At 52.2% G+C, this 12,598-nt stretch carries 8 protein-coding genes and 11 tRNA genes; 17 read left to right on the top strand and 2 right to left on the bottom strand.

The features are described from left to right. Nucleotides 1-47: 47 nt before the first annotated feature. Entirely contained in the window at nt 48-1,997 is a 1,950-nt protein-coding gene (nagE, locus tag FDX09_RS07375; RefSeq protein WP_137346992.1) for a PTS N-acetyl glucosamine transporter subunit IIABC, read from the bottom strand. A 342-nt stretch (nt 1,998-2,339) separates the two neighbouring features. On the opposite strand from nagE, the gene nagB reads away from it, so the two are divergent. The 16 genes from nagB (at nt 2,340) to FDX09_RS07295 (ending at nt 9,669) form a co-directional block, all read left to right on the top strand. Further along, on the top strand, nt 2,340-3,140 hold the full coding sequence (gene nagB / locus FDX09_RS07370) for a glucosamine-6-phosphate deaminase (protein WP_003022803.1): 801 nt from the start codon (nt 2,340-2,342) through the stop codon (nt 3,138-3,140). Nucleotides 3,141-3,200: 60 nt separating this feature from the next. Then, the gene (gene nagA, locus FDX09_RS07365; RefSeq protein WP_038638801.1) at nt 3,201-4,349 is read left to right on the top strand and encodes an N-acetylglucosamine-6-phosphate deacetylase; all 1,149 of its coding nucleotides are present in this window, start codon (nt 3,201-3,203) and stop codon (nt 4,347-4,349) included. A gap of 8 nt (nt 4,350-4,357) precedes the next feature. Further along, a complete protein-coding gene (locus FDX09_RS07360; protein WP_038638799.1) occupies nt 4,358-5,578 on the top strand; it encodes an N-acetylglucosamine repressor in 1,221 nt (406 codons plus the stop codon). Nucleotides 5,579-5,635: 57 nt separating this feature from the next. Next, nucleotides 5,636-6,388 (top strand): ribonucleotide monophosphatase NagD, encoded by a 753-nt coding sequence (nagD, locus tag FDX09_RS07355; protein WP_038638796.1) that lies wholly within the window; start codon nt 5,636-5,638, stop codon nt 6,386-6,388. Nucleotides 6,389-6,639: 251 nt separating this feature from the next. Continuing rightward, nucleotides 6,640-8,304, top strand: coding sequence for an asparagine synthase B (gene asnB, locus FDX09_RS07350; protein WP_038638793.1), 1,665 nt, complete (start codon nt 6,640-6,642; stop codon nt 8,302-8,304). A gap of 223 nt (nt 8,305-8,527) precedes the next feature. Beyond that, nucleotides 8,528-8,604: transfer RNA gene (locus tag FDX09_RS07345), tRNA-Met, on the top strand. Between the two features lie 8 nt (nt 8,605-8,612). Further along, nucleotides 8,613-8,697 (top strand) — tRNA-Leu (locus FDX09_RS07340). A gap of 23 nt (nt 8,698-8,720) precedes the next feature. Continuing rightward, nucleotides 8,721-8,795: transfer RNA gene (locus FDX09_RS07335), tRNA-Gln, on the top strand. A gap of 37 nt (nt 8,796-8,832) precedes the next feature. After that, nucleotides 8,833-8,907 (top strand) — tRNA-Gln (locus FDX09_RS07330). A 21-nt stretch (nt 8,908-8,928) separates the two neighbouring features. Continuing rightward, nucleotides 8,929-9,005 (top strand) — tRNA-Met (locus FDX09_RS07325). Nucleotides 9,006-9,048: 43 nt separating this feature from the next. Further along, nucleotides 9,049-9,123: transfer RNA gene (locus FDX09_RS07320), tRNA-Gln, on the top strand. Between the two features lie 21 nt (nt 9,124-9,144). Beyond that, nucleotides 9,145-9,221: transfer RNA gene (locus FDX09_RS07315), tRNA-Met, on the top strand. Between the two features lie 43 nt (nt 9,222-9,264). Next, nucleotides 9,265-9,339, top strand: a tRNA-Gln gene (locus FDX09_RS07310). 35 nt (nt 9,340-9,374) lie between these two features. Further along, nucleotides 9,375-9,449, top strand: a tRNA-Gln gene (locus tag FDX09_RS07305). A gap of 35 nt (nt 9,450-9,484) precedes the next feature. Continuing rightward, nucleotides 9,485-9,559 (top strand) — tRNA-Gln (locus FDX09_RS07300). A 35-nt stretch (nt 9,560-9,594) separates the two neighbouring features. Continuing rightward, nucleotides 9,595-9,669: transfer RNA gene (locus FDX09_RS07295), tRNA-Gln, on the top strand. Nucleotides 9,670-9,773: 104 nt separating this feature from the next. Here FDX09_RS07295 and ubiF read toward each other — a convergent pair. Continuing rightward, nucleotides 9,774-10,949 carry a 3-demethoxyubiquinol 3-hydroxylase gene (ubiF, locus tag FDX09_RS07290; protein WP_137346991.1) on the bottom strand — a complete coding sequence of 392 codons (1,176 nt, stop codon included), beginning with the start codon at nt 10,947-10,949 and terminating at the stop codon, nt 9,774-9,776. A 147-nt stretch (nt 10,950-11,096) separates the two neighbouring features. Here ubiF and miaB point away from each other — a divergent pair, with 147 nt between their 5' ends. Continuing rightward, nucleotides 11,097-12,527 (top strand): tRNA (N6-isopentenyl adenosine(37)-C2)-methylthiotransferase MiaB, encoded by a 1,431-nt coding sequence (gene miaB, locus FDX09_RS07285; protein ID WP_085047762.1) that lies wholly within the window; start codon nt 11,097-11,099, stop codon nt 12,525-12,527. Nucleotides 12,528-12,598 lie beyond the last annotated feature (71 nt).

Genomic DNA, 12,598 nt, shown 5'->3' with positions numbered 1-12,598 from the left:
ATATCCCCCGCCGCTTAAGGCATTTAACTCACTTTACTCAGGAGCAGTTATTTACCTTTAATCTCATACAGTGGTGTCTGACCGGCAACCACATGACCTTCGGCTTTAATGACCAGAGCGCCGAAATCATCGCTGTTGCTGCACACAACCGGGCTAATCATGGAACGTGCATTGGCGTTCAGGAAATCCAGATCCATTTCCAGAATCGGTTGACCCGCCGTCACTTCCGCACCTTCTTCAACCAGGCGTTTAAAGCCTTTACCTTCCAGCGCGACGGTATCGATACCCATATGGACTACGATTTCCGCGCCTTTAACGGTTTCCAGACAGAACGCATGATTGGTGTTGAAGATTTTCACGATAGTGCCCGCAGCCGGAGCAACCACGATTTTATCTGTTGGTTTCACCGCAACGCCGTCGCCTACCGCTTTGCTGGCGAATGCTTCATCAGGAACCTGCTCCAGCGCAACGACGTCACCGGTAATCGGAGAAACCAGCGCTTCAACGGTGACTGCGTTCGCTACAGCCTGCGGTTTTGCCACCGAGGCCGCTGCTGCTGGCGCACTTTCAGCAGACGCTGCCGCAACCGGGCCACGCGCCACAACTTTCTTCATTTCGTCGCCGATGGATTCCGCTTTCGCACCTACGATGACCTGGATAGTTTGTTTGTTCAGCTTAACGACACCCGATGCGCCTAAGCGTTTACACATCGCATCGTTTACGCGACCAGAATCGGCCACAGTCAGACGCAGACGGGTGATACAGGCATCAATCGCTTTCAGGTTATCGGTACCGCCAACCGCAGCAATGTAGCTGGTTGCCAGTTGAGCCAGACCTTCTTCAGTATTGCTGTTCGCTTCTTCTGTAACGATATCGTCTTCTTTATCTTCGCGGCCCGGCGTTTTCAGGTTAAACATACGAATAACTGCGCTGAACAACACGAAGTAGATGACGAAGAAGACCAGCCCCATCACGACCAGCATCCAGACGTTCTTACTTGCTGCCGGCAGGTTGTACATCAACACGTAGTCGATAGCACCTGCGGAGAAGGAGAAGCCCGCGTGGATCCCCAGCAGCGTCGCAACGAACAGGCTGATACCGGTTAACAGTGCGTGCAGGAGATACAGCAGTGGCGCCAGGAACATGAACAGGAATTCCAGCGGCTCGGTAACACCGGTCAGGAACGCGGTGATCGCAACGGACAGCAGCATACCGCCAACCATCGGGCGACGCGCTTTCGGAGCAGCGAAGTACATCGCCAGCGCCGCACCCGGCAGACCAAACATCATGATCGGGAAGAAACCAGACATGAACATACCCGCAGTGCCGTCACCCGCATAGAAGCGGTTGATGTCACCGTGGAAAACGGTGCCAGCGGCGTTAGTAAATTCGCCAATCTGGAACCAGGCGATGGTATTCAGAACCTGATGCAGACCGGTTGGGATCAGCAGACGGTTGATGAAACCAAAAATACCGGAACCCAACGCGCCAGCGCCTACGATCCACTCACCACCCGCATGGATGGCGTTCTGCACCGGCGGCCACACGTAACCGAAGATAGCAGCCAGCACCAGACAGAAGAAGCCAGTGGCGATCGGCACGAAGCGTTTGCCGCCAAAGAAGCTCAGGAAGTCAGGCAGTTTGATACCAGACCAACGGTTATACACCGCACCGCCAACCAGACCGGTGATGATACCCGCCAGTACACCCATATTGATGGCCGGGTTAATGGTAACCATTGCTTTGGTCAATATGAAATAACCGACCGCACCTGCCAGCGCTGCCGCACCCGCGCTGTCTTTTGACCAGCTGGAAGCCACACCGATAGCGAAAATCAGCGCCAGGTTATCGAAGATAGCCCCGCCAGCTTGCGCGATAAAAGGTACGTTTAGTAAATCTGGTTGGCCGAATCGCAGCAACAGTGCCGCGACTGGCAGCACAGCGATGGGGAGCTGTAACGCCCTACCCAGCCGCTGGAAAAAACCTAAAATATTCATTTTATTCCCCCTACGAGACCCCGATTAGGCTTCTTTGAAGCCATATTTTTATTGTGCGACCATTCCTGACAGCAAGATTCTGGATCAACGATATTAACCATTCATCTACATTCTGAGTGTGTGAAAATTTAATTCGTATCGCAAATTAAACGCGTGTTTTTTGTGATTCCAGTCACCAAATATCGTTATTAACCCTCCCTTTCACTGGCTAACTACGAAAACTTATTTTATCATTCAAAAAATCGAAACGGATTGATCCTTACCGATGCAAAACCAGGTTACGCTTAATACTGCACAGAGACTCAATCCGCCAATTGCTTACATTTACTTTTGAGGTGAAGAATGAGACTGATCCCCCTGAATACCGCTGAACAAGTCGGCAAATGGGCTGCTCGCCATATCGTTAACCGTATTAACGCGTTCAAACCAACGGCAGATCGCCCGTTCGTTCTGGGCCTGCCGACGGGCGGTACTCCGCTGACAGCTTATAAGGCATTGGTTGAAATGCATAAAGCGGGCCAGGTGAGCTTCAAGCATGTTGTTACTTTCAATATGGACGAATATGTTGGCCTGCCGAAAGAGCATCCGGAAAGCTATCACAGCTTCATGCATCGTAACTTCTTTGATCACGTTGATATTCCAGCAGAAAACATCAACCTCCTCAATGGTAACGCGCCGGATATTGATGCAGAATGCCGTCAGTATGAAGAAAAAATCCGTTCTTACGGTAAAATCCACCTGTTTATGGGCGGTGTAGGCAACGATGGTCACATCGCGTTCAACGAGCCAGCCTCTTCTTTGGCTTCCCGTACCCGCATCAAAACGCTGACTCACGACACGCGTGTTGCTAACTCACGCTTCTTTGACGGCGACGTAAGCCAGGTGCCTAAATATGCCCTGACTGTGGGCGTGGGCACCCTGTTGGATGCCGAAGAGGTGATGATCCTGGTACTGGGTCACCAGAAGGCGCAGGCGCTGCAAGCCGCCGTTGAAGGCAACGTTAACCACATGTGGACCATCAGCTGTCTGCAGTTGCATCCAAAAGCCGTTGTGGTGTGCGATGAGCCTTCCACCATGGAACTGAAAGTGAAAACGCTGAAATACTTTAACGAGTTAGAAGCGGAAAATATTAAAGGTCTGTAATTGATGTCTCCGCCCTGTCGATAAGTTGCAGGGCGGCATTTTTTGAAATCGGGGGTCGGAATGTATGCTTTAACCCAGGGCCGGATCTTTACCGGTCACGAAATTCTTGATGACCATGCGATTGTTGTCGCCAATGGCCTGATTGACAGCGTTTGCCCACTGGCTGAGTTACCGTCAGGAATTGAACAGCGCTCACTGAATGGGGCCATTATTTCCCCCGGTTTTATCGATGTACAGCTAAACGGCTGCGGTGGCGTACAGTTTAACGATACGGCAGAAGCCGTGACCGTCGAAACGCTGGAAATCATGCAGAAAGCCAATGAAAAATCAGGCTGCACCAACTATCTGCCTACGCTTATCACCACCAGCGATGACCTGATGAAACAAGGCGTTCGCGTCATGCGTGAATACCTGGCGAAACACCCGAATCAGGCATTAGGACTTCATCTGGAAGGTCCGTGGCTCAATCTGGTGAAAAAAGGCACCCATAATCCGGGATTTGTCCGTCAACCGGACGCTGCGTTGGTTGATTTCCTGTGCGATAATGCTGACGTGATAACCAAAGTGACGCTGGCGCCAGAAATGGTCCCGGTAGAGGTCATCACCAAACTGGTAAATGCAGGTATCGTGGTTTCCGCCGGTCACTCCAATGCGACGGTAAAAGAGGCCAAAATCGGCTTCCGCGCAGGGATTACCTTTGCAACGCATCTGTTTAACGCCATGCCTTATATAACGGGCCGCGAACCGGGCCTGGCGGGCGCTATTCTTGACGAAGCCGATATTTATTGCGGTATCATCGCTGATGGTCTGCATGTTGACTACGTTAACATCCGTAATGCCAAGCGCCTGAAAGGCGACAAGCTGTGCCTGGTCACCGACGCGACCGCGCCAGCAGGTGCAAATATTGAACAGTTCATTTTCGCTGGTAAAACAATATACTACCGGAATGGATTGTGCGTTGATGAGAACGGTACATTGAGCGGTTCATCATTAACCATGATTGAAGGCGTACGCAATCTGGTCGAACATGCGAATATCGCTCTCGACGAAGTGTTACGCATGGCAACGCTCTACCCTGCTCGCGCCATTGGCGTCGACAAACGACTCGGCAGCATCGCGCCAGGCAAAGTAGCCAACCTGACTGCGTTTACGCACGACTTTAAAATCATCAAGACCATCGTTAATGGCAACGAGGTCGTTACTGAGTAAGAGAAAGAATGACACCAGGCGGACAAGCTCAAATAGGTAATGTTGATCTCGTAAAACAGCTTAACAGCGCGGCGGTTTATCGCCTGATTGACCAGCATGGGCCAATCTCGCGTATTCAAATTGCCGAGCAAAGCCAGCTTGCCCCCGCCAGCGTAACCAAAATTACGCGTCAGTTGATCGAACGCGGGCTGATCAAAGAAGTCGATCAGCAGGCCTCCACCGGGGGCCGCCGCGCTATCTCTATCGTCACCGAAACCCGCAATTTCCACGCCATTGGCGTACGTCTGGGCCGTCACGACACGACGCTCACGCTCTATGATATGAGCAGTAAAGTGGTCGCCGAAGAGCATTACCCTCTCCCGGAGCGCACCCAGGAAACGCTGGAGTATGCGCTGCTCAACACCATTGCCACTTTTATTGACAGCTGCCAGCGGAAAATCCGCGAGCTGATTGCGATTTCCGTCATCCTGCCCGGCCTGGTTGATCCTGAAAGCGGCGTCATTCGCTATATGCCGCACATTCAGGTCGAAAACTGGGGGCTGGTCGAGGCGCTCGAAAAACGCTTCAAGGTTACCTGCTTTGTCGGTCATGATATCCGCAGCCTGGCGCTGGCCGAGCACTATTTCGGGGCAAGCCAGGATTGCGAAGACTCCATTTTAGTGCGAGTTCACCGCGGAACCGGAGCGGGAATTATTTCCAATGGCCGAATTTTCATCGGTCGCAATGGCAACGTGGGCGAGATTGGTCACATTCAGGTTGAACCGCTGGGTGAGCGCTGTCACTGCGGTAACTTCGGCTGTCTGGAAACCATTGCCGCCAATGCGTCTATCGAGCACCGCGTGCAAAACTTACTGAAACAGGGTTATCCCAGCCGACTCACGCTGGATGATTGCAATATTAAAGCTATCTGTAAGGCGGCAAATAAGGGCGATAACCTGGCAGCAGAAGTGATTGAACACGTTGGTCGCCACTTGGGTAAAACCATCGCCATCGCCATCAACCTGTTTAACCCACAAAAAATCGTCATTGCAGGCGAAATTACTGAGGCAGATAAAGTGCTGCTGCCTGCAATAGAAAGCTGTATCAACACGCAGGCGTTGAAAGCGTTTCGCCACAATTTACCGGTGGTTCGTTCCACGCTGGATCACCGTTCCGCCATTGGCGCCTTTGCGCTGGTGAAGCGCGCGATGCTCAACGGGACATTGCTGCAACGTTTGCTGGAAAACTAATGCTCTCATATAGTAGTGGATTACTATAAGACTCATAACTAATTCCCTGGGTTGTTCATGACCATTAAGAATGTAATTTGTGATATCGACGGCGTGCTGATGCACGACAATGTCGCCGTACCGGGTGCGGCAGAATTTCTGACCGGGATCCTGGAAAAAGGCCTGCCGTTAGTTCTGCTGACTAACTATCCTTCACAGACCGGGCAAGATCTGGCAAACCGCTTCGCCACCGCGGGAGTGAATGTCCCCGATAGCGTCTTTTATACTTCCGCCATGGCTACCGCTGATTTTCTTCGTCGCCAGGAAGGGAAAAAAGCCTACGTGGTAGGTGAAGGCGCGTTAATTCATGAGCTGTATAAAGCCGGGTTTACCATTACCGACGTGAACCCCGATTTTGTGATTGTTGGCGAGACGCGTTCCTATAACTGGGACATGATGCATAAAGCGGCATATTTTGTCGCTAACGGCGCGCGTTTCATCGCCACAAACCCGGATACTCACGGCCGCGGCTTTTATCCCGCCTGCGGTGCACTGTGCGCCGGTATCGAGAAAATCTCTGGCCGTAAGCCGTTTTATGTCGGCAAACCCAGCCCGTGGATTATTCGCGCGGCGCTCAACAAAATGCAGGCGCACTCGGAAGAGACCGTTATCGTTGGCGATAACCTGCGTACCGATATTCTGGCGGGCTTCCAGGCCGGTCTGGAAACCATTCTGGTATTGTCTGGCGTCTCAACGCTTGACGACATCGACAGCATGCCGTTCAGACCGAGCTGGATTTATCCGTCCGTTGCTGAGATAGACGTCATTTAATCTCTTTGGCCGGATAACAATACCTGCAAGTTATCCGGCCTGAAAAACACGCCCATTCAATAAATTCATCCTTTCACTGCTGATTCATCAATAATAGCGCTCATTACATAATCTTTTTTCACCAATCAGCAATGACCATTGCGTTTTTTATTTTCCGTACCGTAATTCGCTTGCGCCCTCTCCCGCTTTGCGGCATTTTCTTTATCAAGCAAACATAAAAAGCATCACGCAACAGGTTAACGGAGAAGGTTATGTGTTCTATTTTTGGCGTATTCGATATTAAAACTGACGCAGTTGAACTGCGTAAAAAAGCCCTGGAATTATCTCGTCTGATGCGCCATCGCGGCCCGGACTGGTCAGGTATTTACGCCAGTGATAACGCCATTCTGGCGCACGAACGTCTGTCCATTGTCGACGTCAATGCCGGTGCTCAGCCGCTGTACAACGTGAAGAAAACGCATATCCTGGCGGTTAACGGTGAAATTTATAACCATCAGGCGCTGCGCGCGGAATACGGCGATCGCTATCAGTTCCAGACCGGTTCAGACTGCGAAGTTATCCTCGCGCTGTATCAGGAAAAAGGCCCGGAGTTCCTGGATGACCTACAAGGCATGTTTGCTTTTGCCCTGTACGACAGCGAACAGGACGCTTATCTGATTGGTCGCGATCACATCGGGATCATCCCACTGTATATGGGGTACGACGAACACGGTAACTTCTACGTCGCGTCTGAAATGAAAGCCCTGGTTCCGGTATGCCGCACAATCAAAGAATTCCCGGCCGGTAGCTATTTGTGGAGTAAGGACGGCGAAATTCGTCAGTACTATCAGCGTGATTGGTTTGATTACGATGCGGTCAAAGACAACGTGACTGACAAAAACGAGCTGCGTCAGGCGCTGGAAGATGCGGTGAAAAGCCATCTGATGTCAGATGTTCCTTATGGTGTACTGTTGTCCGGTGGTCTGGATTCCTCGGTCATTTCCGCGATTACGAAAAAATACGCGGCGCGCCGTGTTGAAGATCAGGAACGTAGCGAAGCCTGGTGGCCACAGTTGCACTCCTTCGCCGTCGGCCTGGAAGGCGCACCGGATCTGCAAGCCGCGCAAGAGGTCGCGAACCATCTGGGTACCGTGCACCATGAGATCCACTTCACCGTACAGGAAGGTCTGGATGCTATCCGCGACGTGATTTATCACATCGAAACCTACGATGTCACAACGATCCGCGCCTCAACGCCGATGTACTTAATGTCGCGTAAAATTAAAGCGATGGGCATTAAAATGGTGCTGTCGGGTGAAGGCTCTGACGAAGTATTCGGCGGCTATCTCTATTTCCACAAAGCGCCAGACGCGAAAGAGCTGCATGAAGAAACCGTGCGTAAGCTGCAGGCGCTGCATATGTTCGACTGCGCCCGCGCCAACAAAGCGATGTCTGCCTGGGGTGTGGAAGCTCGCGTGCCTTTCCTGGATAAGAAATTCCTTGATGTGGCGATGCGCATCAACCCGCAGGATAAAATGTGCGGCAACGGCAAAATGGAAAAACATGTGCTGCGCGAATGTTTTGAATCTTACCTGCCTGCCAGCGTCGCATGGCGTCAGAAAGAGCAGTTCTCTGATGGTGTCGGTTACAGTTGGATCGATACCTTGAAAGAGGTGGCTGCTGAGCAAGTTTCTGACCAACAACTGGAAACCGCCAGCTTCCGTTTCCCTTACAACACGCCATCGTCTAAAGAAGCGTATTTGTACCGTGAGATTTTTGAAGAATTGTTCCCGGTTGCCAGCGCGGCGGAATGCGTGCCTGGCGGACCATCAGTAGCCTGTTCTTCCGCCAAAGCGATTGAATGGGATGAAGCGTTTAAAACCATGAACGATCCCTCTGGTCGTGCGGTTGGCGTACATCAGTCCGCTTATAAATAAGTTAAGCCTTAGAAAAGAGCCCTACGGGGTTCTTTTTTTATGTCTGTTTTCTGTGCAAAAAAACAATTAATAACTAATAATTGCCGAATATTGCGCCATGCTGTTCGCAACCTAACCAAACAGTCACATTCCAGCTATTTTCAATGAAAAAGGGGTTGACGCTTCAAGGCTCAATACGCATAATGCGCCCCGCAACGCCGATAAGGTTACGCGAAAAAAAGATGGCTACGTAGCTCAGCTGGTTAGAGCACATCACTCATAATGATGGGGTCACAGGTTCGAATCCCGTCGTAGCCACCATCTTTTTTGCGGGAGTGGCGAAATTGGTAGACGCACCAGATTTAGGTTCTGGCGCCGCAAGGTGTGCGAGTTCAAGTCTCGCCTCCCGCACCATTCACCCGTAAGCGTTGCACGGATGGGGTATCGCCAAGCGGTAAGGCACCGGTTTTTGATACCGGCATTCCCTGGTTCGAATCCAGGTACCCCAGCCATTTTTTCTTCGATATAGCGGTTCACCGCAACGGTCATTGGGGTATCGCCAAGCGGTAAGGCACCGGTTTTTGATACCGGCATTCCCTGGTTCGAATCCAGGTACCCCAGCCATCGAAGAATATAATAGTATCAGGCTACGTAGCTCAGCTGGTTAGAGCACATCACTCATAATGATGGGGTCACAGGTTCGAATCCCGTCGTAGCCACCATATTAAGGACGTATCGACTCGTTCGGTAAAGCCAAAATATTGTTGGGGTATCGCCAAGCGGTAAGGCACCGGTTTTTGATACCGGCATTCCCTGGTTCGAATCCAGGTACCCCAGCCATCGAAGAATATAATAGTATCAGGCTACGTAGCTCAGCTGGTTAGAGCACATCACTCATAATGATGGGGTCACAGGTTCGAATCCCGTCGTAGCCACCATATTAAGGACGTATCGACTCGTTCGGTAAAGCCAAAATATTGTTGGGGTATCGCCAAGCGGTAAGGCACCGGATTCTGATTCCGGCATTCCGAGGTTCGAATCCTCGTACCCCAGCCAATTTCAAAAGTCGTCCACATTGTGGGTGCGCCCGTTGGGGTATCGCCAAGCGGTAAGGCTCTGGTTTCTGATACCAGCATTCCGAGGTTCGAATCCTCGTACCCCAGCCAATTTCAAAAGTCGTCCACATTGTGGGTGCGCCCGTTGGGGTATCGCCAAGCGGTAAGGCTCTGGTTTCTGATACCAGCATTCCGAGGTTCGAATCCTCGTACCCCAGCCAATTTCAAAAGTCGTCCACATTGTGGGTGCGCCCGTTGGGGTATCGCCAAGCGGTAAGGCTCTGGTTTCTGATACCAGCATTCCGAGGTTCGAATCCTCGTACCCCAGCCATATTAAAAAAGCTCGCTTCGGCGAGCTTTTTGCTTTTCTGCGTTTATCGCCAGATGGCGCTCCGCTTATCAGGCCTACGTATTTCCCCCGTAGGCCTGCCTGAATTACAATCCTAACGCATACTTCAAGGCCTGACGTTTCAGTACGCCTGCGCGCTCTGCGGCCATTAACCCGAGATTACGCATGATACGCAGCGGTTGCAGGTTGTTGCTGAATCCGGCGTAGAACAGATCCATCCCGCTCTGCATAATGAAATTATCAGTCATACGACGATTCTGATAGCGCTTCAGCACCGGCTGACTGGCCCAGGATTCACCGTAGCTGCGCGCATTAACCAGCACGTCAATCAGCGCATCCACATCACGGAACCCCAGATTAACGCCCTGCCCCGCCAGCGGATGAATGGTATGCGCGGCATCCCCCACCAGCGCCAGGCCTGGCTGGACATATTGTAGCGCGTGACGACGCGTAAGCGGGAATGCCCCCGCCGCCACAGGCGTAACGTTGCCGAGTCGCGACGGGAAGTGTTTGGCGATCTCCGCCTGCAGTTGCGACATGCTCAAACCCTGCAGTTGGCGGATACGCGCCGGTGAGTCATACCACACCAGCGAGGCCCAGTTATCAAACAGCGGTAAAAATGCGCGCGGACCGTCAGGCGTGAATTGTTGCCAGGTGCTGTCGCCAGGTGCGCTCTCGCATTGTACGGTGATTAACATGCAGGACTGCGCGTACTGCCAGGCATGAATACCAATCCCGACCATTTTCCGCACCTGAGAATTTGCGCCGTCCGCGCCGATCACCAGCTTCGCGCTGATTTTCTCACCGCCAGCCAGTTCAAGCTCGTGACGATCATCATGCTGATGCAGAGAGATCAATGACGCCGGTACGCGCAGCGTGACTTTCGGGTGGGCTTCCAGCGCCTGCCAGAGTGCCTGTTGCAGAACCGTGTTTTCCACCATATAACCCAGTAAAGGTAACTTAAGCTCGGCGGCATCAAACATTACATGGGCATTTTCCCATTCCCACGTTTCCAGACGACGGTAAGGATGACTGCGCATACCCTGAACCGTATCCCAGACCCCCAGCCCTTTCAGCAACGACACCGAGGCGGAGCTAATGGCGGAAATTCTGACATCGGGCTGTCCATCAGCCACAAACGGCGCGGGAACGGCATGTTCAATGACCGTTACCGTAAATCCATGCTGCGCCAGTCCAAGCGCCAGCGCGCCGCCGACCATCCCCCCGCCGACAATGGCAATTTCCGTTGGTTGATTTGTCATGTGGTCAATCATCCTGTTACATGTATTGTGTAAGTTTACAGGATTTTTTACCCCTTGAGGCTGACATCCGTCATACTGGTCACAACCGCGCCAAAGCAGTACACTATGCGCCCTGCATTTCAGCCACAATTTCGCAAGAGCAAGTCGATGACCAAAAAACTCCATATTAAAACCTGGGGCTGTCAGATGAACGAATACGATTCATCGAAGATGGCCGATCTGCTGGATGCCACTCATGGGTATCAACTGACCGACGTGGCGGAAGAAGCGGATGTGCTGCTGCTGAATACCTGCTCAATCCGTGAGAAGGCTCAGGAAAAAGTTTTCCATCAGTTGGGCCGCTGGAAGCTGTTAAAAGAGAAAAACCCCAATCTCATCATCGGTGTCGGTGGCTGTGTCGCATCTCAGGAAGGCGATCATATTCGCCAGCGCGCCCACTACGTCGATATTATTTTTGGGCCGCAGACTCTGCATCGCCTGCCGGAAATGATCAACAAAGTACGTGGAAGCACTAGCCGTAGCCCGGTAGTTGATATCAGTTTCCCGGAGATCGAAAAGTTTGACCGCCTGCCGGAACCGCGTGCTGAAGGTCCAAGCGCGTTTGTGTCCATCATGGAAGGCTGTAATAAATATTGTACCTACTGCGTGGTGCCCTACACCCGCGGTGAAGAAGTCAGCCGCCCGGCGGATGACATCCTGTTTGAAATCGCTCAGCTTGCGGCGCAAGGCGTGCGTGAAGTGAACCTGCTGGGGCAAAACGTGAACGCCTGGCGCGGTGAGAACTATGATGGCACGACAGGATCGTTTGCTGACCTGCTGCGCCTGGTTGCGGCGATCGACGGCATTGACCGTATCCGCTTCACCACCAGCCATCCGATCGAGTTCACCGATGATATCATTGAAGTTTATCGCGATACGCCGGAGCTGGTGAGTTTCCTGCACCTGCCGGTACAGAGCGGTTCAGATCGCGTACTGAATCTGATGGGACGCACCCATACCGCGCTGGAATATAAAGCGATCATTCGCAAACTGCGCGCGGCGCGTCCGGACATTCAGATTAGCTCAGATTTCATCGTTGGCTTCCCTGGCGAAACCACACAGGATTTCGAGCAGACCATGAAGTTGATTGCTGACGTGAATTTTGACATGAGCTACAGTTTTATCTTCTCTGCGCGTCCTGGCACCCCGGCTGCCGATATGGTTGACGACGTACCGGAAGAAGAGAAAAAACAGCGTCTGTATATCCTGCAGGAGCGTATTAACCAGCAGGCCATGGCCTGGAGCCGCCGTATGGTCGGCACAACCCAGCGTATTCTGGTTGAAGGCACATCACGTAAGAGCATCATGGAGTTGTCAGGGCGTACCGAAAACAACCGCGTGGTGAACTTTGAAGGCACCCCGGAAATGGTCGGTAAGTTTGTGGATGTTGAAATTACCGATGTCTGGACGAACTCCCTGCGCGGTAAAGTGGTGCGCACCGAAGACGAAATGGGCCTGCGCATCGCAGAATCCCCTGAGTCGGTCATTGCGCGTACCCGCAAAGAAAACGATCTGGGCGTCGGTATTTACCAGCCTTAATCTTCTGGCCCGTCAGCTCTGACGGGCCTTGTATTTCCTCCCGCAATCCCCATATTTATTGCAATGCTTGC

Source organism: Citrobacter sp. wls717 (genome assembly GCF_005280955.1).
Classification (GTDB): Bacteria; Pseudomonadota; Gammaproteobacteria; order Enterobacterales; family Enterobacteriaceae; genus Citrobacter; species Citrobacter werkmanii.
Note: the sequence above shows the minus strand (reverse complement) of the source record. Positions and strands in the feature narration are given on the sequence as shown.